At 72.5% G+C, this 21,955-nt stretch carries 25 protein-coding genes; 4 read left to right on the forward strand and 21 right to left on the reverse strand.

All coding sequences use genetic code 11. The features are described from left to right. Positions 1-24: 24 nt before the first annotated feature. A complete protein-coding gene (locus ACZ3ZE_RS15105) occupies positions 25-768 on the reverse strand; it encodes a prepilin peptidase (protein ID WP_361176130.1) in 744 nt (247 codons plus the stop codon). Between the two features lie 53 nt (positions 769-821). On the opposite strand from ACZ3ZE_RS15105, the gene ACZ3ZE_RS15110 reads away from it, so the two are divergent. Then, positions 822-1,226, forward strand: coding sequence for a DUF192 domain-containing protein (locus ACZ3ZE_RS15110; RefSeq protein WP_361176128.1), 405 nt, complete (start codon positions 822-824; stop codon positions 1,224-1,226). On the opposite strand, the gene ACZ3ZE_RS15115 is transcribed toward ACZ3ZE_RS15110, so the two are convergent. Beyond that, positions 1,187-2,284 carry a glycosyltransferase family 39 protein gene (locus ACZ3ZE_RS15115; RefSeq protein ID WP_361176126.1) on the reverse strand — a complete coding sequence of 366 codons (1,098 nt, stop codon included), beginning with the start codon at positions 2,282-2,284 and terminating at the stop codon, positions 1,187-1,189. The genes ACZ3ZE_RS15110 and ACZ3ZE_RS15115 overlap by 40 nt on opposite strands. A gap of 30 nt (positions 2,285-2,314) precedes the next feature. After that, the gene (locus ACZ3ZE_RS15120) at positions 2,315-2,671 is read right to left on the reverse strand and encodes a hypothetical protein (RefSeq protein ID WP_361176124.1); all 357 of its coding nucleotides are present in this window, start codon (positions 2,669-2,671) and stop codon (positions 2,315-2,317) included. Positions 2,672-2,840: 169 nt separating this feature from the next. Here ACZ3ZE_RS15120 and ACZ3ZE_RS15125 point away from each other — a divergent pair, with 169 nt between their 5' ends. After that, positions 2,841-3,782: a hypothetical protein gene (locus ACZ3ZE_RS15125; protein WP_467259321.1), complete on the forward strand. Its 942-nt coding sequence runs from the start codon at positions 2,841-2,843 to the stop codon at positions 3,780-3,782. A gap of 12 nt (positions 3,783-3,794) precedes the next feature. On the opposite strand, the gene ACZ3ZE_RS15130 is transcribed toward ACZ3ZE_RS15125, so the two are convergent. From ACZ3ZE_RS15130 to ACZ3ZE_RS15190, 13 genes are all read right to left on the reverse strand, one after another. Then, the gene (locus ACZ3ZE_RS15130) at positions 3,795-4,409 is read right to left on the reverse strand and encodes an OmpA family protein (protein WP_442305347.1); all 615 of its coding nucleotides are present in this window, start codon (positions 4,407-4,409) and stop codon (positions 3,795-3,797) included. Positions 4,410-4,419: 10 nt separating this feature from the next. After that, positions 4,420-5,007: a hypothetical protein gene (locus tag ACZ3ZE_RS15135; protein ID WP_467259324.1), complete on the reverse strand. Its 588-nt coding sequence runs from the start codon at positions 5,005-5,007 to the stop codon at positions 4,420-4,422. Positions 5,008-5,028: 21 nt separating this feature from the next. Then, positions 5,029-5,712, reverse strand: a complete 684-nt coding sequence (locus tag ACZ3ZE_RS15140; protein ID WP_363291012.1) for a pilus assembly protein TadG-related protein — start codon at positions 5,710-5,712, stop codon at positions 5,029-5,031. Further along, positions 5,712-5,921, reverse strand: coding sequence for a Flp family type IVb pilin (locus ACZ3ZE_RS15145; RefSeq protein ID WP_361627482.1), 210 nt, complete (start codon positions 5,919-5,921; stop codon positions 5,712-5,714). The genes ACZ3ZE_RS15140 and ACZ3ZE_RS15145 overlap by 1 nt, the downstream gene beginning before the upstream one ends. 90 nt (positions 5,922-6,011) lie before the next feature. Continuing rightward, positions 6,012-6,614, reverse strand: a complete 603-nt coding sequence (locus tag ACZ3ZE_RS15150; RefSeq protein ID WP_467259327.1) for a response regulator transcription factor — start codon at positions 6,612-6,614, stop codon at positions 6,012-6,014. Further along, on the reverse strand, positions 6,611-7,498 hold the full coding sequence (locus ACZ3ZE_RS15155) for a DUF5936 domain-containing protein (protein ID WP_361176114.1): 888 nt from the start codon (positions 7,496-7,498) through the stop codon (positions 6,611-6,613). The genes ACZ3ZE_RS15150 and ACZ3ZE_RS15155 overlap by 4 nt, the downstream gene beginning before the upstream one ends. Before the next feature lie 12 nt (positions 7,499-7,510). Beyond that, entirely contained in the window at positions 7,511-8,455 is a 945-nt protein-coding gene (locus ACZ3ZE_RS15160; RefSeq protein ID WP_361176112.1) for a type II secretion system F family protein, read from the reverse strand. A gap of 15 nt (positions 8,456-8,470) precedes the next feature. After that, positions 8,471-9,814 (reverse strand): CpaF family protein, encoded by a 1,344-nt coding sequence (locus ACZ3ZE_RS15165; protein ID WP_361176110.1) that lies wholly within the window; start codon positions 9,812-9,814, stop codon positions 8,471-8,473. Next, entirely contained in the window at positions 9,811-10,227 is a 417-nt protein-coding gene (locus tag ACZ3ZE_RS15170; protein WP_361176108.1) for a TadE/TadG family type IV pilus assembly protein, read from the reverse strand. Before ACZ3ZE_RS15170 ends, ACZ3ZE_RS15165 begins: the two co-directional genes overlap by 4 nt. Positions 10,228-10,340: 113 nt before the next feature. Further along, entirely contained in the window at positions 10,341-10,709 is a 369-nt protein-coding gene (locus tag ACZ3ZE_RS15175) for a TadE/TadG family type IV pilus assembly protein (protein WP_361627476.1), read from the reverse strand. Position 10,710: 1 nt separating this feature from the next. Further along, positions 10,711-11,964, reverse strand: a complete 1,254-nt coding sequence (locus ACZ3ZE_RS15180) for a CpaE/TadZ family protein (protein ID WP_361176104.1) — start codon at positions 11,962-11,964, stop codon at positions 10,711-10,713. An 8-nt stretch (positions 11,965-11,972) separates the two neighbouring features. Further along, on the reverse strand, positions 11,973-12,677 hold the full coding sequence (cpaB, locus tag ACZ3ZE_RS15185) for a Flp pilus assembly protein CpaB (protein WP_361176102.1): 705 nt from the start codon (positions 12,675-12,677) through the stop codon (positions 11,973-11,975). 138 nt (positions 12,678-12,815) lie between these two features. After that, the gene (locus ACZ3ZE_RS15190) at positions 12,816-13,676 is read right to left on the reverse strand and encodes a hypothetical protein (RefSeq protein ID WP_467259330.1); all 861 of its coding nucleotides are present in this window, start codon (positions 13,674-13,676) and stop codon (positions 12,816-12,818) included. A 403-nt stretch (positions 13,677-14,079) separates the two neighbouring features. On the opposite strand from ACZ3ZE_RS15190, the gene ACZ3ZE_RS15195 reads away from it, so the two are divergent. Together ACZ3ZE_RS15195 and ACZ3ZE_RS15200 are read left to right on the forward strand one after the other, a co-directional pair. After that, positions 14,080-15,762, forward strand: a complete 1,683-nt coding sequence (locus ACZ3ZE_RS15195; protein ID WP_442305344.1) for a chitinase — start codon at positions 14,080-14,082, stop codon at positions 15,760-15,762. Positions 15,763-15,975: 213 nt separating this feature from the next. Next, entirely contained in the window at positions 15,976-17,325 is a 1,350-nt protein-coding gene (locus ACZ3ZE_RS15200) for a M14 family metallopeptidase (RefSeq protein WP_361627473.1), read from the forward strand. A 22-nt stretch (positions 17,326-17,347) separates the two neighbouring features. Here ACZ3ZE_RS15200 and ACZ3ZE_RS15205 read toward each other — a convergent pair whose 3' ends face one another. The 5 genes from ACZ3ZE_RS15205 to ACZ3ZE_RS15225 form a co-directional block, all read right to left on the reverse strand. Then, on the reverse strand, positions 17,348-17,740 hold the full coding sequence (locus ACZ3ZE_RS15205; protein ID WP_361176096.1) for a hypothetical protein: 393 nt from the start codon (positions 17,738-17,740) through the stop codon (positions 17,348-17,350). 170 nt (positions 17,741-17,910) lie between these two features. Then, positions 17,911-19,377 (reverse strand): GntP family permease, encoded by a 1,467-nt coding sequence (locus tag ACZ3ZE_RS15210; protein WP_361176094.1) that lies wholly within the window; start codon positions 19,375-19,377, stop codon positions 17,911-17,913. A 111-nt stretch (positions 19,378-19,488) separates the two neighbouring features. Next, on the reverse strand, positions 19,489-19,899 hold the full coding sequence (locus ACZ3ZE_RS15215) for a RidA family protein (RefSeq protein ID WP_361176092.1): 411 nt from the start codon (positions 19,897-19,899) through the stop codon (positions 19,489-19,491). Positions 19,900-19,911: 12 nt separating this feature from the next. Then, the gene (locus tag ACZ3ZE_RS15220) at positions 19,912-20,670 is read right to left on the reverse strand and encodes an IclR family transcriptional regulator (RefSeq protein WP_361176090.1); all 759 of its coding nucleotides are present in this window, start codon (positions 20,668-20,670) and stop codon (positions 19,912-19,914) included. Further along, complete coding sequence (locus tag ACZ3ZE_RS15225) at positions 20,667-21,884, reverse strand: sugar kinase (protein ID WP_467259333.1); 1,218 nt, start codon at positions 21,882-21,884, stop codon at positions 20,667-20,669. Before ACZ3ZE_RS15225 ends, ACZ3ZE_RS15220 begins: the two co-directional genes overlap by 4 nt. Between the last annotated feature and the right edge of the window lie 71 nt (positions 21,885-21,955).

A 21,955-nucleotide genomic window follows, 5' to 3' on the forward strand; every position in this document is an offset into this window, starting at 1 on the left:
TGGGGTGATGCTAGGGCGGCCTCTTCAGGGGGTGGCGGTGAACGCGCCGAGGAGCAGGCCGAGGAGGGCACCGCCGAGCATGAAGGGGCCGAAGGGGATCGCGGACCCCCGGCCCGCCCGCCGGGTCAGGACGAGCCCGAGGCCGTACAGCGAGCCCAGCAGGAATCCCGCGAACGCCCCCGCGAACAGCACGCCCCAGCCGTACCAGCCGAGCGCGGCGCCGAGCGGGACGGCCAGCTTCACGTCACCGAAACCCATGCCGTCCGGGTGCACCAGGAACAGCAGCAGATAGCCGCCGCCGAGGACGAGCGCGCCCAACAGGGCGTGGACCCAGGAGCCCGCCGCGTACGGGAGGAGCGCGGCCACCGCGAGCAGCAGCGGCAGCGCCCCGGCGAGCGGCAGGGTCAGCCGGTCGGGCAGCCGGTGGACCCGCACGTCCACCCAGGCCAGCAGGGTGCCGAAAGGCGCGACGAGCAGCCAGACCAGCAGCTCGGGCCGCGGCCCGGCGGCCGCCGCGAGCGCCGCGCAGGCCAGCGCCGTGAGCAGCGGCGCGGTCAGCGGCGCGGAGGTGGTGGCGCACCCGGCCCGCCCCGGGCCGCCCAGCCAGCCGCGCGCCGGACCGGCGAAGGGATGCCCGGCGGGGCAGCGGTCGCGCCAGGGCTCGTCCGCGGCGACGGAGAGCCGGTACGCGGCCCGGGGCACGAGACGGCCGACGGCCGCGCCCCACAGGGCGGCGGCCGAGACGAGGGTGATCCAGACGGCGTCCACGGGGCGACCCTAGGGCCTGGGCCGGACGCGCCGCAGGCCCTAGGGTCGGCCCCATGGGGTGGAGTACGGGAGCGGGGCGGGCCTGGCGGGACGGCGCGGGAGTGCTGGTCGCGCCGGGCGGGGAGGTGCCTTTGGAGATCGCCGCTACCTATCGGGCCCGGCGGCGGGGGCTGCTCGGCCGGGACGGGATCGCGGGCGCGCTGCTCATCACGCCGACCAACAGCGTGCACACCTTCGGCATGCGCTTCACGATCGACGTCGCCTATCTGGACCGCTCACTGACCGTCCTCGACGTGGTGACGATGCGCCCCGGTCGGCTCGGCATGATCCGCCCGCGCGGCCGGCACGTCCTGGAGGCGGCGGGCGGCGCGATGGCGCGGTGGGGGCTGCGCCGGGGCGTACGGGTCACGGTGGACCGTCACGGCGGACCGGAGCCGAGCAGCGTGAACGCCCCGTAGACGCCCGAGCCGAGGGCCAGCACGGCGAGGACCGGGACCGCGGTACGGGACCGGAGCCGGGCCAGGGCCACGGCCGGCGGCAGGAGCAGGCCGAACGCGGGCATCATCAGGCGCGGCCGGGAGCCGAAGTACGCGGCGCCGACCAGCGAGATCGCGACGACGGTGACCGAGTAGACGAGCAGCGGAAGCGGCTGCCGCTGCCGCACGCACAGGGCGATCAGCCAGCCGAGCAGGCCGAGCGCGGCGCACAGGCCGAGCGCGGCGGGCCAGGGCAGCCCGGCGATGAAGCGGGCGAGGGCGACGCCGCCGTCGATGGAGTTGCCCCAGGCGGCCTGGACGTCGAAGTAGGCCGTCGCGCTGCCCTGGCGGACGCCGACGTAGACGATGTACGCGAGCCAGCCGAGCGGCGCGAGCAGCGCGCCCGCGACGACGGGGGCCCTCAGTCGGCGCTCCCGTACGCCCGTCACCAGGGCGGTGATCCCGATCGCGGCGATCAGCGCGGCGGCGGTCGGCCGGGTGAGCCCGGCGCACACGCACAGCGCGCCCGCGAGGATCCAGCGCCCGCGCAGCACGGCGAGGACCGACCAGGCGGCGAGCGCGGTGAAGAGCGTCTCCGTGTACGCCATCGACTGCACGAACGCCGTCGGGTACACGCCCCACAGGACGGCGAGCACGATCCCGGCGCGCTTCCCGGCCACGTGCGCGCCGACCTCGTAGATGCCCCAGGCGGCGGCGAGCGAGGCGGCCCAGGAGACGAGGAGCCCCGCGGTGGGCACGTCGACGGGCAGGACGGCGGAGACGGCCCGTTCGAGGGCGGGGAAGAGAGGGAAGAAGGCGAGGTCGGCATGGACGCTGCCGTCGGGCAGGGTGACCTGGTAGCCGTAACCGTGCTCGGCGATCCGGGTGTACCAGACCGCGTCCCAGCGCCCCATGAGCCGGTGCAGCCCGTCCTTGCCGGTGACCGCCGCGACGACGGCGAGCGCGGCGAGACCGACGAGACGGGTGGCGGCGTAGCCGCCGAGGGCGGCCCAGGGCGGGGCGGGGGCGGTGCGGGACATGCGATCGATTATGTCCGGCGCCGGCACCGCCTAGCCGAGGGGCCGGATCCTCAGGAACCGCGCCGAGAGGACCGGGCCGAGCTGCCCCGCGATCTCGTGGCCGGGCTCCGGCGGGGCGGGCAGGTCGCCCAGGAACGAGGTGGTGATCACCTCGTCGATGCCGAGGACGCCCCGGCAGCACTGCTCCTCCAGGAACTCCAGGGTGCGCCGCCAGCGGTCCTGGTCCTCCAGGAAGGAGCTGACCGTGCCCTGGACCACGTCCCAGAAGAAGACGTGCGGCAGGACACCGCCCTGGGTGAAGACGTGCGACTCGTACGCGTCACGGAACTCGGGGATCCGTGCGACGAGGTCGCTGACCAGTTGGACACTCGGGGTCGTGGTCGTCATCGGCTGCCCATTTCGGACTTCGAAAGCGCTCTGTAGCGGTTGCTCTTCCGACCAGCATGCTCCTCCTGAAGTGCCCCGTCCCGTCACTTTTGCGCTTTCCTGACGACGTCTTATGCCGGGTTTTCCACAGGGGGTGCGAAAGATCCCCCATCCGTGGATCGTTGCGCGTATGTACGAGTTGGTGACACTCGCCCGGGGCGGAGTGCTCCTCACGGTGTGGGCGCTCGCCGCGGGCTGGCCGCGGGGCCGGCTGGACGGACGGCTGCGCGCGGACGGCTGGCAGCGGATCTGCAGGGGCGCGTGGGCGGTCCCGGGGAAGGAGGTGGACTGGAGGGTGCGCGCGGGAGCGGTCCAACTGCTCCGCCCCGACCTGGTGTGCAGCCACCACACGGCGGCGGCCCTGCACCGCATCGAACTCCTCACCGCCGGCCCACAGCCGGGGCAACCCCCCACCCCCCTCCACTTCACGACCCGCGGAAGCGGCTCCTCCCCCGGCTGGATACGAGTGCACCGGACCTCCGCCCTGACGGACCGTGACTGCTCCGTCAGGCGCGGCCTGCGCGTGACGAGCCCCGCCCGGACCGTCGCCGACCTGATACGGGCCGCCGCCGCACGCGAGGCGGCGGTCGTCGTCGCGGACTCGGCGCTCTCCCGCCGCTTCGTGGCGGGCCTGCGCCGGGACCCGCTCGTCGACCGCGAACAACTCGCCGCGGAACTCGCGTCACCCCACCGCCCGGGCGGCCCCCAGGCCCGCCGCCGACTACCCCTGGCCCACCCCGGCTCGGGCTCCCCCGCCGAGACCGTCGCCCGCCTCCGCATGCGCGACGCGGGCCTCCACCCCGAGATCCAGCCCACCCTCCACACCCCCACGGGCCACCCCCTGCACCCGGACTTCTACTTCCGCGCCGCCGGCCTGGCCGTCGAGATCGAAGGCTTCGCCTTCCACGGCACCCGCCAGGCCCACGAACGCGACATCCACCGCTTCAACACCCTCCAGACCTGCCCGTCCGTCCGCCGCGTCCTCCGCTTCACGGCCCGCGAGGTCTTCACCCACCCGGACCGCATGACGAGAACCATCCGCGAGGCGCTGGACGCGCTCGGCGAGCGGTGACCACCCGCCGCCCTAACCCGAGGTGCGCGGGAAGGACACCTCGACGCGGCGGTTCTTCTTGCGTCCCTCCTCGGTGGCGTTGTCGGCGATCGGGTAGTCCTCGCTGTAGCCGCGGATGTCGAAGGTCGTCCCCGGGTCGAGGTTCTTCGCCAGTTCCAGCTGTACGGCGTCGGCGCGGGCCTTGGAGAGCTTCAGGCCGTGCTCGTACGAGCCGAGGTTGTCGGTGAAGCCGAAGACCCGGACCCGGCCGGAGCCCTGCTTGTTGATCTCCGCGGCGATGGCGGCGATGCGGGCGGTGGCGGCGGGGCCGAGTTTGGCGCTGTCCTTCGCGAACAGCACCTCGGCCTGGAGCGCGAACGTCACGTCGACGTTGGTGTCCTCGCGGCGCTGCTCGCCGCCCTGCTCCTCGACGATCTGCTTGATGTCGAGGATCTTCGCGGGGGCGAGGGTGGCGCCGTCGGGAAGCATGAGCGCGGGCGAGTTCGCGTCGATCGGGGGCGGCGGGGACGCGCTGGAGGTCGATCCGGGCGGATCGTCGGCCCGCGCCGTGCCGGCGACACCTGCGGTGCCGGACAGCAGGACCAGGGCGGTGGTGAGGGCGGCGAGTCGGCGGGGTGTCGTCGTCATGGCTGCGCCCTCAGGAGAGCTTGATGGTGGCGGGGTCGAAGGTGGGGAGCTGGAGGGAGACCTCGGTGGTGCCGGGGGGTGGGGCGGGGAACTGCATGAAGACCGCGGCCGATTCCCCGGCGCCGAGGATGTCCAGTCCGGTGGTGGTCAGGGGCCGCCCGTCCGTGTCGCGCAGCACGTAGTAGCGCTTCTTCCCCTGGGTGTCCACGAGCGTGGCCCCGCCCAGGGAGTTGCCGTGCTTCAGCACCTCCGTCTCGTCGCCCCGCGTGCCCACCGGAACGGCGCGGCCCTTCTCCGAGGTGTTCTTCAACGAGCCCTTGACGGTGAGGAATCCACCCGCGTCCCGTTCGGCGGCGGTGACCGCGAGCTCGAACCCGTCCGGGCCCTTGAGGACGGCCATCGGCTCGGCCGGCTCCTCGGACTGCGGCTGCGTGTTCCCGCTCGCCGTGTCCCGGGGGGCCGCCGTGGTCGCCTTCGGCTTGTCCTGCTGCGGCTGCTGGGCCTCGCCGCCACAGCCCGCGAGGCCGAGGATCAGTCCGGCCGCCATGGCCGCCGCGGCCACTCCTCTGCCGGCCTTCGTTGCGTGCCGCACTCTCATGAGAACAAGGTCCTTCGCTCGTCAGTCGACCAGTCGGACGGTAAAGAGCTCGGCCGCGTCGGGCAGCCTCGGGTGCTCCGGGTCGATCGTCCACTCGACGCCGTCGCAGAACAGGCCGGTGATCGGCTCCGGTTCAGGGCTCGGGGTGGGGGTGGGTTCGGGTGTGGCCGTGCCCGTCGGGGCCGGGTTCGTGGGGGGCGGGGTCGTGGGCGGCGGCACCGTCGGTGCCGGGGGGTCGAAGAAGCAGCGGGGTTCCAGCACGGCGGTCGCCGTCGCCGACGCGTGCCGGTCCGCCGTTCCCGGGACGACCGAGTCGCCCACGGTGCCCAGGGTGCGGATCGTCACGCGGAACCCTTCCTCGCCCGACAGCCGGACGCACCGGTCGCCCCAGAGCTCGGCGTCGTTCTCCTCCGCGAACACCGCCGCGTTCCGGCACGCGGAGACCGTGTCGTACTCCTCGCCCCGCAGGTACGCGGCCCACTCGGCCGGGTCGAGGATCACGTCGAGCCAGCCGTCCCTGAGCTGTCGCCTGGCGTCCTGCGCCGCGGCGAGCGCGGCGGAGTCCGCGGCGGTCTGCCCGCTGTTGCGCACGGCCGCCGCCTGTCCCACGGCGAAGTAGACGAACGCGAGGAAGAGAAGCGCCGCCACCACGGTGATGTACACCGGGAAGGCCTGCCCCGCCTCCGGGTCCCGGCCGGCCGGCACTACTTGGTCAGTTCGGCGATCTTGTTCGTGATGGCCGCCTTGATGGTGGACCCGATGTCCGTGCCCGTGATCGCGACCACGATCGCCACCACCACCACGATGATCCCCAGGTACTCCACCGCCGTCTGCCCCCGGTCCCCCCGCCTCCTCGACCAACTCCCGGCCTGTACGCGGGCCTTGGTCAGGAGCTTCAGCAGCGCGTCGTTCATGGTGTTCCCCTCCGTGTCCGGCGACGCGGGCAGGGTACGCCGGGAGGGTGGGGTGTTCACAGGGTCCGTAGGCCCAATCACGGTGGGTAGTCATGACGCCGTCCTCGTGCCGAGCCAGGAGGCGATGGCTTCGCCGCGGGTGGTGCTGGCGAGTTTGGCGAAGATGCGGTTGATGTGGTTCTTGACGGTCTTCTCGGTGATGAAGCAGGTGGTGGCGATCTGCTGGTTGGTCATGCCCGATGCGATCAGGTCCATCACCTCCGCCTCCCTCACACTCAGACCGAACCGTCCCACATCTGATTGCACTTGCGAAGCTGGATTTCTGAAACGCAATATATTCGAGACAGTTGAGCCCGCGCCAGTGTGTGCAGTCGCACGCATGGCCCGTAAGAGCTCGTCCAGGGTGAACGCGCCGTGGACCAGGTAGGACACGCCCTGCGGTGGGGTCTGGCCCGGGTGGGTCAGGAGGAGGACCGGGGCCACTGAGGTCAGGGGGGCCAGGGGAGGCAGGGGGGTGGGGGCGTCCAGGAGGATCAGGTCCGGGGTGGTGCGGCGGGCCGTGGGGAGGGTGGTGTGGGGGTCGGGGGTCTCCGCCACGACGCGGAGGTCGGTGCGGGTGCTCAGGAGGGCCGTGAGGCCGGCTCGTACCACCGGGTTCGCGCTCGCCACCAGGACTCTCATCGTGGTCCTCATTCGCCCGTGATCGAGCCGAAGTCGGTGCCCGTGCCGAGGAACAGGCCCGCCCCCAGCAGGATCATCGTCGCCGGGACCATCAGGGTCGTGATCACCATCGTCGCCTTGGGGACCGCCTTCGCCGCCTTGCGCCGCGCGTTCTGCGCGTCGGTGCGCCGCATGTCGTTGGCGATCTGGATGAGGGTGTCGACGATCGGGGCGCCCAGCTCCTCGCCCTGCTGGAGGGCGGTGACGAACTGCGCGACCTGTTCCGAGTCGTTGCGCCGCCGCAGTTCGTCGAAGGCCTGGCGGCGGCTGACGCCCATGTCCATCTGGCGCAGGGTGATGCGCAGTTCGTCGGCCCACGGCCCCTCGTACTTCTCGGCGACGCGTTCGAGCGCCTGCCGGAAGCCGAGCCCGGCGGAGACGACGACGGCGAGGACGTCGAGGAAGTCGGGGAGGGTGCGCTCGATCTGGTCCTTGCGGATGCGGACCGCGGACCAGATGCCGACCTCGGTCCAGAACGCGCCGAACGCGAAGAGGAGGACCGCGACGAGGAACGAGCCCCTGGCCAGCATCAGCAGCCCGCCGAGGACGCCGAGGAAGCCGTAGACGGCGCGCCGGGCCCCGTACCGGTCGATCGTGAGGCCCCCGGGGTTGCCCGCGAGGTCGATCCGGCGGCGTACCGAGCCGACCCGCTTGGGGCCCATGAGCCGCAGCACGGCGGGCGACCAGCGCATGCCGAGCCGGTCGACGAGCGAGTCGACGGCGCCGGTGCGGGTGGCGCCGACCTCCAGGGCGAGCTGGAGGTCGGAGGGCAGCTTGACGTCCGCGCGGTAGAGGCGGATGCCGTAGCAGGCGCCGGCGACGGCGAGCCCGGCGAGGAGGGCCAGCAGCAGGTCCACGGTCACACGCCCCTACACGTCGATCTTCGAGAAGCGGCGGATCGCGACGAAGCCCACCCCGTAGAGCGCGAAGGCGATCACCACGGCGAGCTGTCCCATGCCCGAGCCCGTCATCCGGTCGAGCGCGCCCGGCTGCATGTTGTCGATGAGCAGCAGCGAGCCGACGCCGATGACCGGCACCGCGTACGCCGTGAGGCTCACCTGCGACAGCTGGGTGCGGACCTCGCGGCGGGTCTCCTTGCGCTCCTCCAGCGTCTCGGTGAGGTTGCGCAGGGAGGAGACGACGGTGCCGCCGGCCCGGTTGGCGAGGACCAGCGTCGTGACCAGGACGACGAGTTCGCGGGAGGGCAGGCGTTCGGCGAGTTCGCCGAGCGCCTCGTCGACGGAGGTGCCGACGGCGAGCTGCTGGGCGACCTTCTCCAGTTCGTCGCCGGCCGGGGCCTCCAGCTCGTCGGCGGCGAGCGAGAGCGCCATCCGCAGGGCGAGTCCGGCCTGGGTGGCGTTGGCGAGGATGCGGGAGAGCTCGGGGAGCTGGTTGATGAACTTCTCGATGCGCTTCTGGCGCTGCCAGTTGAGGAAGCCCATCGCCACCCACACGCCGAGGAAGCCGCAGATCGGCCCGAAGAACGGCGAGAGCAGCGCCTGTCCGGCGGTCCAGAGGACGGCGACCGTGGCGGCCATGTAGACCACGAACTCGCCCGGGGTGACGTCGAGTCCCGTGGCGGAGATGCGCAGTTCCAGCTTGCGGCCGAAGCGGGTGCGGCGGACCCGGCGGTCGATGCCCCGGAAGGGGCGGCGCCGGCCTCCCGTACCGCCCTCGCCGCCTTCGCCGCTCTGGGACAGGCGGGCGATCAGCGCGGCCCGCTGGGCGGCCCCGCTCGCGTACGTGTGGATGCCGAGCACGGCCAGGACGCAGCAGATCAGCGCCACGCCCGCGGTCAGCAGAGTCGGATTCACGTCGGTCTTCCTTCCCTACTTCGCTTCCCGCACGGCCAGGTGCGTGTCGTGCGCGGCCACGCCGAAGGCCTGCGGAACGGGCTGCCCGGCCATGTAGAGCCGCTGGGCGACCCGGCGCGGCAGCGGGTGGTACGCGAACTCCCCGTACACCCGCCCGTCGGCGGCGAGCGGCTGCGCCCGGAAGCCGCAGACGGTGGCGAGGAGGTAGCGCTCGCGCCCGTCGGAGGCGAGGATCGCGATCTCGGTGATCCGGCGGGTGCCGTCGGGGTGGCGGGTGAGCTGGACGAGGACGTCGACGGCGCTGTTGATCTGGTCCCGCAGCGCCTCGAAGGGGACCTTGACCTCCGACATCGACGCCAGGGTCTGGAGCCGCATGAGGGCGTCCTCGGCCGAGTTGGCGTGGACGGTGGCGAGCGAGCCGTCGTGGCCGGTGGACATCGCCTGGAGCATGTCGAGGGTCTCGCCGCCGCGGACCTCGCCGACCACGATCCGGTCGGGGCGCATCCGCAGCGAGTTGCGGACCAGGTCGCGGATGGTGACGGCGCCGCGGCCCTCGATGTTGGGCGGGCGCGCCTCCAGGCGGATGACGTGGGACTGCTGGAGCTGGAGTTCGGCCGAGTCCTCGATGGTGATGACCCGCTCGCTGTCGGGGATCAGCCCGGACAGGGCGTTGAGCAGCGTGGTCTTCCCGGTGCCGGTGGCGCCGGAGACGATGATGTTGAACTTCGCCTGGACCAGGCCGGAGAGCAGCAGCAGCATCTGTTCGTCGAGCGAGCCGAGGCCGATCATCTCGTGCAGGGTGTACGCCCGGGGGAAGCGGCGGATGGTGAGCGTGGCCCCGGTGAGGGAGAGCGGCGGGATGATGACGTTGACGCGCTCGCCGGAGGGCAGCCGGGCGTCGACCATCGGATTCGACTCGTCGACCCGCCGGTTGACGGTGGACACGATCCGCTCGATGGTCTGCATCAGCTGCTCGTGCGAGGCGAAGCGCAGCGGCAGCAGCTCCACCCGTCCGGCCCGCTCGATGTAGATCTGGTCGGGTCCGTTGACCATGATCTCGGTGATGGACGCGTCTTCGAGGAGCGGTTCGAGCACGCCGAGTCCGAGGGCCTCGTCGACCACCCGGCGGATCAGCTGGGCGCGTTCGGCCGTGGACAGGACGGGGCCCTCGCGGCTGATGATGTGGCCGAGCACCCGTTCCAGGCGCGCCCGGCGCTCGGCGGCGGCGAGCGCGGACATCTCGGTGAGGTCGATCTCCTCCAGGAGCTTGGCCCGGAAGGACGCGACGAGGTGTCCGTCCTCCCGGCCGCCGCCGGCGCCGGTCTCCTCGGGGTGGCCGATACGGGACCTCAGGCTCATCGCCGGTCCTCCTGGGGGGCGTCGGGCAGGGGCATGACGGCGGTCCTCGACACGTCGTCGAAGTCCGTGAAGGGGATGAGCGAGGGGACCTTGACGGTGACGGTGACGGAGACGGTGGACCCGCCGCCGGACACGCTCACGCCGCTGCGGCCCGCGATCCAGCCGCTCATCGCCGCCTTCCCCGCGGCCGCCGGATCCGGTACGGAGCCGGGGTCGTCGACACTGGCGGCCCGCGCCGCCGCCCGCGCCCCCGTGCCCGCCTGCTGGGCGGCGTACGCGGCGACACCGAACTGCACGCCGACGAGGCCGACGAGGAGGAGGATCGGGAGGAAGCCCAGGTACTCGACGGCCACCTGCCCCCGGTCGCGCCGCCGGAGCCTGCCGCCCGCGGAGGGCGCGAGTCGTCCCGCCACGGAGGGCCCTAGCCGCCCCGCCACGGAGAGCCTGAGCCGCCTCGCTACGGAGGGCCTGAGACACCCCGTCACGGATCGCCCGCGTCGCCCCGTCCCGGCTCGTCCGAGTCGTCTCATCGCGGATCCCCCTCCCATACGGCCCCGGCCTCGGCCGTCACGTCGAACGGGAAGCTGATCGCGCCCGGGAAGAGCACGGGCACCCGCAGTTTCACCGTCGCCCGCACCATCCCGCCGTCCCGGCCGCAGTCGGCCGAGGCGCCCGCGACCCAGGCGCCGTCCAGGTGGCGTCGGGCCGCCGTGCCGCAGTCGTCGCCGACGGCTTCGGCGCGGGCCGCCTCGTCCGCCGCGTTGCCGGCGAGGGTGAAGGTGTAGCCGATCAGGACGCACTGCCACAGCAGGACGAGGGTGAGCAGGATCAGGGGCAGCATGCCGACGAACTCGACGGCCACCTGTCCCTTGTCGTCCCGCCCGGCGAGCCTCATGTCAGCGCCCCGCCCCGCGCCGCCGCAGCCCGAGGGCGCCGCGCTCGCCGCCCCGTACGAGCTCCTTGCCGTGGGAGGGGCCGCCGGTCTTCACGAGCCCCAGTTCGCCGGCGAGCGCCCACAGCGCCTGCTTGACGGTCGAGCGGGCGTCCAGGTCGTGCAGGCGGCCCGCGTCGACGACGGCGGCGAGTTCCTTGAAGTGGGCGGGGACGGTGACGCCCGTGATGCGGGTGCCGGTGATCTTCTGGACGAGGGGCGGCTGGATCTCGGTGGCCCGCTGGTGGCGGTTGACCAGCATGGTCGTCTCCTCCGGCTTGCGCACCTGGAGCCGGTCCCACATCCGTACGGCCCGTTTGGCGGCCCGGACGGCGACGACGTCGGGGGTGGTGACGAGGAGGGCGGTGTCGGCCATCTCGACGGCGGCGGCCCCGGCCCCGTCGAGGTGGCTGCCGCAGTCGATGACGACGATCTCGTAGCGGCTGCGGAGGGCGCTGACGATCTGGCGGGCGGAGCGGTCGGTGACCTCTTCGGCTCGTTCGCCCTCGGCGGGGGCGAGGAGCAGGCTGACGCCGGTCTCGTGGACGAACACGGCGTCCTGGAGGACCCGGGGCGAGATGTCGTCGACGGCGGCGAGGTCGGCGAGCGAGCGGCGGAACTGGACGTCGAGGTAGGAGGCGATGTCGCCGCCCTGGAGGTCCATGTCGACGAGGGCGACGGTGTGGCCGGAGGCGCGGGCGGCGAGGGCGAGGTGGACGGCGGTGACGGTGGTGCCGACGCCGCCCTTGGCACCGCTGACGGTGACGACCCGGCCGCCGGGTCCGGTGAGGGCTTCGGTGCCGGCGCCGAGGTGGCGGCGGACGCCGGTGGACCACTGGGCGGCGGCCTGGACGCGGCTGGCCAGCTCCTCGTAGCCGAGGGGGAGGGTGACGAGGCCGCGGGCGCCGGAGTCCATGGCGGCGGAGAAGAGGACGGGGCTGGCGTCGGCGGTGATGAGGACGACGCCGACGGCGGGGAAGCGCAGGGCGACCTCGCGGATCAGCTCCAGGGCCGGTACGGGCCCGATCCGCTCGTGGACGAGGACGACCTCGGGGAGTTCGTCGAGGGACTCTGCGGCGAGGCGGGCCAGGGTGTCGACGAGCTGGGTGGAGTCGGCGACGGGGGCGGCGGGTTCGGCGTCGGGGAGCTGGCCGATGAGGGTGGTGACCGCGCGGGCCGCGTCCGGGTCGCCGACCGCCGGCAGGATCCTGGTGGTCATGCGGGGCCTCACTTGTCCTTGTCGAGCGTGTAGGTGCGGTCGCGGGCGTCGGGCGCGTTGCTGCCGCCGGGCGCGACGAGGGCGAGGCGGACGTGCTGGGCGAAGGACTCGGCGTAGGCGACGCGCTGGGTGTCGACGGTGGAGAGCGCGAAGGTGATCGGGACGGCCTCGGTGGCGCGGTTGCGGTCCTCGCGGTCGGGGGTGAGGGCGGTGAGTTCGCCGACGTCGATGACCCGGGCGCCGGCGACGATCATCTTGGACTGGGCGGCCTGGCCGCCGCGTTCGCCGGCGAAGGTGGCGTAGATGTTGACGGTGGCGCCGGGGGTGATCTTGCCGGCCACTCCGGTGGCGGCGTCGATCATGATGGCGATCTCCTGCTGGCCCGGCTCCAGCGCGGGGCGCTTGACGATCATGTCGCTCTGGAGGAGCGAGCCGGCCTTGAGGGTGGTGACGGCGATCTTGCCCTCGGTCTGCGCGAGGTCGGTGACGGCGGTGGCCGGCAGCCAGCGCTCGGGCATGGTGATCTTCTCGAACCGGCCGGGGCCGAGCGGGGTGTACGGCTTGATGTCGTCCTTGACGCGGTACGCGGTGACCTCGGGGCCGACCTTGGAGTTCACGTCGCTGATCACCGAGAGCACCCCGGCGAAGGCCCCGAGGGCGCACAGGACGGAGAGCAGCAGCAGGATGACACCACGGCGCTGGCGGGAGTTCATGGCCGTACTACCTCGATCGTGGACGTGGGGCGCTGATGACGGGAGGGGCGGGAGGGTCGGGACGGGCGGGGCTCGCGGGAGGGGCGGGGCTCGCGGGAGGGGCGGGCGGGAGCCGGCGGGGCGGGCGGGTTCACGGGGCTAGCGGCTCAGGGCGGTGGCCGCGGTCGGTTCGGCCGGGGACAGCGGGGCGGCGCAGAAGCCGCAGCGGTCGCCGATGAGCTCCATCCGGCACCAGTGGCAGGTCTCCCGCCGTACGGAGGACACCAGTTGGTGCAGGACGGGCAGGTCGGCGAGGTGGGCGGCGAACTCGACCAGCTTGGGCGTGCCCCACCAGCGGGGCGAGGACTCGGGCAGCGCGGTCTCCTGGACGGCGCGGACCTGCCAGCGCGGGGCGAGGGCGGCGGTGGGCCAGTCGGTCTGGAGCTGGCCGCGGGCGAGCACGAGGTCGGTGGTGAACTCGGGCCCGGTGAGCGTGTCGGGGCCGCCGCCGGATCCGATCCGTACGAGTTCGGGGGCGGGTCCGGCGAGGACGCCGAACTGGGCGCCGGGGAGCCAGCCCTTGACGTGCGAGGTGAGCCCGACGGGGACGCGGTCCAGCTTGGCGACGGAGCCGAGGACGGCGCCCGCGTACACGTAGTGCGTGAGCAGCCGGGCGGCGGAGGCGAGGACGCCGGGGCTGAAGTCGCAGCCGGAGAGCTGGCGCAGCTGGCGGACGAGGACGGCGGCGCCGAGCGGCGGCAGGGCGGTCCTGACGATCGCGATCCGGTCGGATTCCAGGAGCGAGCGGACGGTGTGCAGGCGCCGTTCGGTCGCTGCCGGTGCCGAGGCGGGGCAGACGACGATCACGTGCCCGTGGCGTTCGAGCAGCAGCTGGACGTCGGCGAGGGCGGCGTCGAGCGGGCGGGTCTCGGGGCCCGGCAGGACGGCGGCGGGGGGTGTCTGCGGATCGGTGGGCGGCAACACCAGATCGGGGCTGGTGACCGCAATCGCTGTCGGCACGCCGGGCTCCCCCGATCCCTCACTGACCACTACTTGCTGCGTTCGCAGCGTCACGCCTCTGCACTTTATCCACGTCCCCCGGGGTGGTGAACAGACAATCCTTCAAGCTCCGTCACTTTCTCCGCCACTCCCTTCCCGCCAGGCGCGTCGCCACGCACGTCGTCGTGCCGCCGCCGCACCGTCGTCGCGCCATCGTCGTGCCGTCGTCGCGCGCCTCACGGGCCCTGGTCCTGAACTGCGGTTCCTGCCAGAGGTCTTGACAACCCGATTGGTCTGGACCAGCTTGTTCCCCCGACGGTGGCCACCGTTCCGCACCTCCGTACGAAGACGTACGGCCTCCTCCCCTCCCCGATCCCCACTCCCCCACTCCCCCACTCCCCCACTCCACCCCCGGAGGCAGCAAGTGGACCGCACCACCAGAGCCGCACTGGCGCTCGCCGTCGGCGCCGGGCTCGTGTTCGTCGGCGGCACCGGCGTCGCCCAGGCCGCGGACGTCAACGTGGCCAAGAACGCCGGCTTCGAGAACGGCCTCGCCAACTGGTCCTGTTCCGCGGGCAGCGGCGCCGTCGTCTCCTCGCCGGTCCGCACCGGGGCCGGCGCCCTGCGGGCCACCCCGGCCGGCCTCGACAACGCCAAGTGCACCCAGACCGTGACGGTCAAGCCGAGCTCCACGTACACCCTGAGCGCATGGGTGCAGGGCGGGTACGCGTACCTCGGCGCGGCCGGCACCGGCACCACCGACGTCTCCACCTGGACCCCGGACAGCGCGGGCTGGAAGCAGCTGACGACCACCTTCACCACCGGGGCCAACACCACCTCGGTGCAGGTCTACACGCACGGCTGGTACGGCACGGCCGCGTACTCCGTCGACGACGTGAGCGTCTTCGGGCCCGACGGGGGCGGCGGCACCGACCCGCAGCCGACGATCCCGGCCGCCCCGGCCGGCCTCGCCGCGGGCACGCCCACCTCCACGTCCGTCCCGCTGAGCTGGGGCGCGGTCTCCAACGCGACCGGCTACAAGGTCTACAAGGACGGCGCGCTCGCGACCACGGTCAACAGCTCCTCGGCCACCGTCACCGGCCTGACCGCCAACACGACGTACCAGTTCCAGGTCTCCGCGACCAACGCCGCCGGCGAGTCCCCCAAGTCGGCCGCCGTCTCCGTGAAGACCGCCCAGGTCACCGACCCCGGCCCCGGCCCGGCCGTGCCCAAGCACGCGCTGACCGGCTACTGGCAGAACTTCGACAACGGCGCCGCCAAGCAGAAGCTGCGGGACGTCCAGGCGCAGTACGACATCATCGCCGTCTCCTTCGCGGACGCCACCACCACCGCCGGCCAGCTCACCTTCAACCTCGACCCGGCGGTCGGCTACACCTCCACCGCCGACTTCAAGGCCGACGTCGCCGCGAAGAAGGCGGCCGGCAAGTCCGTCATCCTCTCGGTCGGCGGCGAGAAGGGGAACGTCACCATCAACAGTGACGCCTCCGCGACCGCCTTCGCCGACAGCGCGTACGCCCTGATGCAGGAGTACGGCTTCAACGGCGTCGACATCGACCTGGAGCACGGCATCAACGCGACGTACCTGACCAAGGCGCTGCGCCAGCTCTCCGCCAAGGCCGGTTCGTCGCTCGTGCTCACGATGGCCCCGCAGACCATCGACATGCAGTCGACCGGGACCGAGTACTTCAAGACCGCGCTCGCCGTGAAGGACATCCTCACGGTGGTCAACATGCAGTACTACAACAGCGGTTCGATGCTCGGCTGCGACGGCAAGGTCTACAGCCAGGGCTCGGTGGACTTCCTCACCGCGCTCGCCTGCATCCAGCTCCAGGGCGGCCTCGACGCCTCCCAGATCGGCTTCGGCGTCCCCGCGTCGACCCGGGGCGCGGGCAGCGGCTACGTCGACCCGCAGATCGTGAAGAACGCGCTGGACTGCCTCGCCAAGGGCACCGGCTGCGGCAGCTTCAAGCCGTCGCAGACCTACCCGAACATCCGCGGCGCGATGACCTGGTCCACCAACTGGGACGCGACGGCGGGCAACGCCTGGTCGAACGCGGTCGGCCCGCACGTCCACGGCCTCCCGTAACCACCCCGTATCCCCTGTCCCCACCCTCCCCCCTTCGGGGGAATCCCCCGCAGCGCCGCCGCTCCCCCGGCGGCGCTGCGCCGTTTCCCGGGTCCGGGGCCGGAAGAATGTGGCCGAACCCCACTCCTTGACCGGTCCATGTCACAGCCGCACGATGTCAGCACCGCACGTCCGTCTGTCGCACACCCCCACACTCCCCACCCAGGAGACAGCATGCGACTTCGTATCCGCGGAAGAAGGTCCGCCGCACTCGCGGGCCTCCTGGCGCTCGCCCTCGCGGCGCCGATCTCCGCCCTCGCGACACCTGCCGGGGCCGACCCGGCACCGACCGCCGCCACCCGCGACGGGGACGAGGTGATCCGGCAGTACGAGATCGCCGGACCCGCCACCCCCGCCGAACGCACCGCCCTCGCCGCCACCGGCGTCTCCATCGACGAGGTCGACGCCCGCTCGGTCGTCGTCAGCGCCAACGCCCAGCAGGTGGCCCACCTCAAGAGCCTCGGCTACCGCGCCGTCGCCCTGCCCGCCCCGCCCGACCGGAGCGGGGGCCAGAGCCCGAGCCAGGGCCTCGGCCCGCTCGACTTCCCCTCCGCCGACGCGAAGTACCACAACTACGCGGAGATGAACGCCGAGATCGACCAGCGCCTCGCCGCCTACCCGGGCATCATGAACAAGCGCGTGATCGGCAAGACGTACCAGGGCCGCGACATCATCGCCATCAAGGTCAGCGACAACGTCGGCACCGACGAGGCCGAGCCCGAGGTCCTCTTCACCCACCACCAGCACGCCCGCGAGCACCTCACCGTCGAGATGGCGCTCTACCTGCTGCGCGAACTGGGCGCCGGCTACGGCACCGACTCCCGGATCACCGACATGGTGAACAACCGCGAGATCTGGATCGTGCCCGACCTCAACCCGGACGGCGGCGAGTACGACATCGCCAGCGGCTCCTACCGCAGCTGGCGCAAGAACCGGCAGCCCAACTCCGGTTCCTCGTACGTCGGTACGGACCTCAACCGCAACTGGGACTACAAGTGGGGCTGCTGCGGCGGCTCCTCCGGCTCCAAGAGCTCCGAGACCTACCGCGGCACGGCGGCCGAGTCCGCGCCCGAGGTGAAGGTCGTCGCCGACTTCGTCCGCTCCCGGATCGTCGGCGGCAAGCAGCAGATCAAGACCGGCATCGACTTCCACACCTACAGCGAACTGGTCCTGTGGCCCTTCGGCTGGACCAACGCGGACACCGCCACGGGCATGACCCAGGACGACCGCGACGCCTTCGCCACGGTCGGCCAGAAGATGGCGACGAGCAACGGCTACACCCCCGAGCAGTCGAGCGACCTGTACATCACGGACGGGTCGATCGACGACTACCTCTGGGGCGCGCACAAGATCTTCAGCTACACCTTCGAGATGTACCCGACCGACTCCTGGAGCGGCGGCTTCTACCCGCCCGACGAGGTGATCGAGCGGGAGACCAGCCGCAACCGGGACGCCGTACTGCAACTCCTGGAGAACAGCGACTGCATGTACCGCTCGATCGGCAAGGCGGCGCAGTACTGCTAGGCGCGCACGCCCGGCGTTCTCGCTAGGCGTTCTCGTTCTCGTCGAAGTAGGCGTCCAGCACGGCGTCGAGCTGTGACTCCCACTCCGTGATGCGCCCCCTGGCCGGTGCCTCGATCTCGATCGGGTACCAGCGCCGGTCAGGGGTGTGCACGGTGACGGTGAACCGCTTGCCGAAGCGCCCCGACGCGGTCTCGACCGCGCCGATCTCGTCCCAGCGGAAGTCGCAGCTCTCCTCGTCGAGGCTCAGCCGCACGCCCTCGCCGTCGGCGACGATCCGGGCCCGCCGGTCGGCGGCCTCGAAGACGGGCCCGTCGGGAGCCGCGCCGGGAGCCGCGCCGGCGTCAGCCTCCGCATCGGCCTCCACGTCGGCGCCGCTCTCGGGCACCGCGTCCTCGACGACGGCCTCGTCACTCACGGCCGTTCCCGCCGTTCCTGCCGACGGCTCGGGCCGTGGCCCCGTGATCCCGGGGACGAACGCCGGATCGGCCGCGGCGCCTTGGAGGGGCGGAATGCTGCTGGGTCCTGTGCTCTTCTCCACGCGGGAAGTATGGACGACTTTGCTGTGAGCGGCGCGGGCGCCCCCGGCTACACGGCCAGACTGAGCGCCGCGGCCACCGCGAAACCGGCCAGGGACAGCACCGATTCCAGCACCGTCCAGGACTTCAGGGTGTCCCGTTCCGAGATGCCGAAGTACTTGGAGACGATCCAGAAGCCCCCGTCGTTGACGTGCGAGGCGAAGATCGAGCCGGCCGAGATCGCCATGATGACCAGGGCGAGGAAGGCCTGGGAGTGCCCGCCGCCCTCGACCAGCGGGAGCACGATGCCGGCCGTGGTGACGATGGCGACGGTGGCCGAGCCCTGGGCGACACGCAGCACCAGGGAGATCAGGTAGGCCAGGACGATCACGGGCAGGCCGACGTCGTGGAAGGTGTCGGAGAGGGCCTGCGCGACCCCGCTGGCCTTGAGGACGGCGCCGAAGACGCCGCCCGCGCCGACCACGAGCAGGATGTTGCCGACCGGCTTGAGGGAGGACGTGGACACCTGCTCCAGGGACTTACGGCTCCAGCCGCGCCGGATGCCGAGCAGGTAGTACGCGAGGAGCAGCGCGATCGTCAGGGCGACGAACGGGTTGCCGAAGAACTCGATCACCGACCGCGGGGTGGAGGGTTCGAGCGCGATGGAGGAGAAGGTCGCGGCGAGGATGAGGACCAGCGGCGTACCGATGATGAACAGGACGGTGCCCAGCGGTACGGGTGCCTCGGAGCCGTCCGCGCGTTCGGCGTCCACCTGTCGCCTGGCCTCCTCTGCGGCGTCGAGCAGGTCCTGCGGGACCTCGACGAAGATGCGCCGGCCGATCCAGGCGGCGTACGCCCAGGCGGCGAGGACGGCGGGGACGCCGACGACGACGCCCATGAGGATGACCCAGCCGAGCGAGACGTGCAGGAGGCCCGCGGCGGCGACCGGGCCGGGGTGCGGCGGGAGGAAGGCGTGGGTCATCGAGAGGCCGGCCAGCAGCGGCATGCAGTACAGCAGAATCGATTTTCCGGACCGTTTGGCGGCGGCGTAGACGATCGGGGCGAGGACGAAGATGCCGACGTCGAAGAAGACGGGGATGCCGAAGATGAGGCCGGTGAGGCCCATCGCGAGCGGGGCGCGCCTCTCGCCGAAGAGACCGAGCAGGCGCCCGCTCAACACCTCGGCGCCGCCGGACACTTCGAGGATCGCGCCGAGCATGGTGCCGAGGCCGATGATGATGGCGACATGGCCGAGGATGCCGCCCATGCCGTTCTCGACGACGGAGGTGGCGGCGGACTTCTGGACGGTGCCGAAGAGTTCGGTGACCGACAGGCCGGCCGCGAGGCCGACGGCGAGGGAGACGGCGAGCAGCGCGACGAAGGGCTGGAGCCGCACCTTGATGATGAGGACGAGCAGCAGGGCGATGCCGAGCGCGGCGACGGTGAGCAGTCCCGCCGTGCCGGGTATCAGGAGCAGCAGGCCGCCGGTGTGGGGAGGGGCGGGCGGTGCGTCGGCGGCGAGGAGGGTGAGGCGCATGCGGGGGACCTCGGTTCTCGGTTCCGTGTCTCGATTCCGGGCAGGGTGGAGCGCGGCACGGCGTTCCGGTGGTGAACGCCGTGCCGTGGAGCGGCCGGTGGTGCGGCGGGATCAGCTGAGGACCGCCAGGGCGTCGATCTCGATGAGCAGGCCCTTGGGCAGGCCGACGTAGACCGTGGTGCGGGCCGAGGCGGGGGCCTTGAGGCCCTGCTCCTCGAAGTAGGCGTTGTAGATCTCGTTCATCTCGGCGAAGTGGTCGACGTCCGTGAGGTAGACGCGCATCATCATCACGTCGTCCCAGGTGGCGCCGCCCTCCTCCAGGATCGCCTTGACGTTGGCGAAGGTCTGGAGGGTCTGCTCGCGCAGGGTCGGGCCGGCGGGCGTCGGGGGCTGCCCCGCGACGGCGGGCAGGAAGCCGACCTGGCCGGCGACCTGGAGGATGTTGCCCTTCTTCACGCCGTGGGAGAACTTGGCGGGCGGGGTGGTGTGGGTGGCGGGGACGAGGGCGGTCTTCTCGGTCATGCGGTCCTGTTCCTAACTGTCTTTCCTGGGGGCGGTGCCGGAGTAGTCGCGGCTGATGTCGTCGGCGGTGCGGCGCACCAGCGGGAGGAGGGTGAGGAGTTCCTCGGCGGTGACCACCACGTTCGGCGCGGAGACCGACATGGCGGCGACGACCCGTCCGTCGGCGCCGCGGATGGGCGCGCCGACGCAGTTGATCGACTCCTCGTGGCCACCGAGGTCGGTGGCCCAGCCCTGTTCGCGTACGGTCGCCAGCTCCTTCAGGAAGGCGGCGGCGTTCGGCGTCGAACGGGGCGTGTACAGGGGGTAGTCCAGCTTGGCGGCGAGGACGCGCCGCTCGGGCTCGGGCAGGTCGGCGAGGAGCAGCTTGGCGACGGCGGCGACGGTGATGGCGACCGGCTTGCCGATCCGCGAGTACATGCGGACCGGGTAGCGGCTCTCGACCTTGTCGATGTAGAGCACCTCGCCCTCCTCGCGGACGGCGAGGTGGACGGTGTGCCCGATCTGCTCGTTGAGGGCGGCGAGGTGGGGGTGGGCGATCTCGCGGATGTCGAGGTTCTCGACGGCCTCCTGCGCGAGGGCGAAGAGCCGGGCGCCGAGTCGGTAGCGCTGGTCCTGCTGCCGGTGGACCAGGCCGTGCTCGTGGAGGGTGCGCAGCAGACGCAGCGCGGTGGACTTGTGCACGCCGAGCCGCTCGGCGACCTGCCCGAGGTCGGCGGGCCCCTGCGCGAGCAACGGCAGGATGCTGAGCGCGCGGTCGACGGTCTGGCTCATGACGTACGTACCTCCTGGTCGTCCCCCGTCCACCCGGGGCCGAGGTGCAGTCTCCCCCAGGCCGCGTCGTCGAGTCCGACGAGCAGGTCGGCACGGGCGCGCCGGGGCGGCACGGCGAGATCACCGGGCACGGTCAACGCGGCGGCGGCCATCACATGCCCGTGCCGCAACCGCCCGACCGCCCCGAGCCCACGCAAGGTCCCGGAGAGAAACCCGGCGGCGAAGGCGTCCCCGGCACCGACGGGGGCGACGACGTCGACGCGGGGGGCGGGGACGGCGGTGACGACGTCGGTTCCGGCCGCACCGGCGCCTGACGCACGGGGGCCGGCGTTCGAGACGCGGGGGCCGATCCCAGCCCCGCCGGCGTTCGAGACGCGGGGGCCAAATCCAGCCCCGCCGGCGTTCGAGGCGCGGGGGGCCGGGGGCGGAGCCCCCGGTTCGGGAAGGGGCGGGGTGGGGAAGGGGCCCGCGCAGCGCTCGAAGACGACCGCCCCCTCCCCGCCCCGCTTCACGACGAGCACCGCGGGCTCGGGCAGCAGCCCGCGAATCCCCTCGGGCTCACCCACCCCCCACGCCGCCTCCGCCTCGTCCGCCCCCACGAACACGAGATCCGCCCCCCGCGCCAGCTCCAGCAGCACCCGCCCGCCCTCCGCCACGTCGTCCCCCCACAGCCCCGGCCGGAAGTTGACGTCGAAGGAGACGAGCGGCCGCCCGGCCCGCGGCGCGGTCAGCTCGCGCACGAGCGCCAGGCACGGCGCGGACAGCGCGGCGGTGATGCCGGAGAGGTGGAGGATCCGCCCGTCCGCGACGTCGCCGTACGGGACGGTCTCGGGTGACATCACGGACGCGGCGGACCCGGCCCGGTAGTAGACGACCTCGTGCGCGTCGCTCGCCCGGTCGGTGGCGGTGCGGAAGTAGGCGCCGGTGGGGCGCCGGGGGTCGCGCCGGACGGCGGAGACGTCGACCCCGTACGCGCCGATCGCTTCGACGAGGTGGTCGCCGAAGCCGTCCCGCCCGACCCGCCCGACCCATTTCGCGCGGTGTCCGGCGGCGGCGAGGGCGCAGGCGACGTTGGATTCGGCGCCGCCGACGGCGCGGGTGAAGGAGGGGACGTCGGCGAGGCGTCCGGCCCGGGCGGGGAGGAAGGTGACCATGGACTCGCCGAGGCAGACGACGTCCGGCGCGTCGTCCGCGGGGGGCGGGGTTCCGGTCACCTTCGGGCTCCTTCAGGCTGGTGCGGCGGGGGCGGGTGGGCGACGGGTCCATTGACCCGGTGTTGGCCCGG

The organism is Streptomyces sp. NPDC023157, from assembly GCF_055560575.1.

What these genes read in the sequence shown, in the direction of transcription:
- ACZ3ZE_RS15110 (WP_361176128.1), top strand. Translation starts at nt 822, where the DNA reads ATGGGGTGGAGTACGGGAGCGGGGCGGGCCTGGCGGGACGGCGCGGGA.
- ACZ3ZE_RS15115 (WP_361176126.1), bottom strand. Translation starts at nt 2,284, where the DNA reads ATGTCCCGCACCGCCCCCGCCCCGCCCTGGGCCGCCCTCGGCGGCTAC.
- ACZ3ZE_RS15120 (WP_361176124.1), bottom strand. Translation starts at nt 2,671, where the DNA reads ATGACGACCACGACCCCGAGTGTCCAACTGGTCAGCGACCTCGTCGCA.
- ACZ3ZE_RS15125 (WP_467259321.1), top strand. Translation starts at nt 2,841, where the DNA reads ATGTACGAGTTGGTGACACTCGCCCGGGGCGGAGTGCTCCTCACGGTG.
- ACZ3ZE_RS15130 (WP_442305347.1), bottom strand. Translation starts at nt 4,409, where the DNA reads ATGACGACGACACCCCGCCGACTCGCCGCCCTCACCACCGCCCTGGTC.
- ACZ3ZE_RS15135 (WP_467259324.1), bottom strand. Translation starts at nt 5,007, where the DNA reads ATGAGAGTGCGGCACGCAACGAAGGCCGGCAGAGGAGTGGCCGCGGCG.
- ACZ3ZE_RS15145 (WP_361627482.1), bottom strand. Translation starts at nt 5,921, where the DNA reads ATGAACGACGCGCTGCTGAAGCTCCTGACCAAGGCCCGCGTACAGGCC.
- ACZ3ZE_RS15150 (WP_467259327.1), bottom strand. Translation starts at nt 6,614, where the DNA reads ATGAGGACCACGATGAGAGTCCTGGTGGCGAGCGCGAACCCGGTGGTA.
- ACZ3ZE_RS15165 (WP_361176110.1), bottom strand. Translation starts at nt 9,814, where the DNA reads ATGAGCCTGAGGTCCCGTATCGGCCACCCCGAGGAGACCGGCGCCGGC.
- ACZ3ZE_RS15175 (WP_361627476.1), bottom strand. Translation starts at nt 10,709, where the DNA reads ATGAGGCTCGCCGGGCGGGACGACAAGGGACAGGTGGCCGTCGAGTTC.
- ACZ3ZE_RS15180 (WP_361176104.1), bottom strand. Translation starts at nt 11,964, where the DNA reads ATGACCACCAGGATCCTGCCGGCGGTCGGCGACCCGGACGCGGCCCGC.
- cpaB (WP_361176102.1), bottom strand. Translation starts at nt 12,677, where the DNA reads ATGAACTCCCGCCAGCGCCGTGGTGTCATCCTGCTGCTGCTCTCCGTC.
- ACZ3ZE_RS15200 (WP_361627473.1), top strand. Translation starts at nt 15,976, where the DNA reads ATGCGACTTCGTATCCGCGGAAGAAGGTCCGCCGCACTCGCGGGCCTC.
- ACZ3ZE_RS15210 (WP_361176094.1), bottom strand. Translation starts at nt 19,377, where the DNA reads ATGCGCCTCACCCTCCTCGCCGCCGACGCACCGCCCGCCCCTCCCCAC.
- ACZ3ZE_RS15215 (WP_361176092.1), bottom strand. Translation starts at nt 19,899, where the DNA reads ATGACCGAGAAGACCGCCCTCGTCCCCGCCACCCACACCACCCCGCCC.
- ACZ3ZE_RS15220 (WP_361176090.1), bottom strand. Translation starts at nt 20,670, where the DNA reads ATGAGCCAGACCGTCGACCGCGCGCTCAGCATCCTGCCGTTGCTCGCG.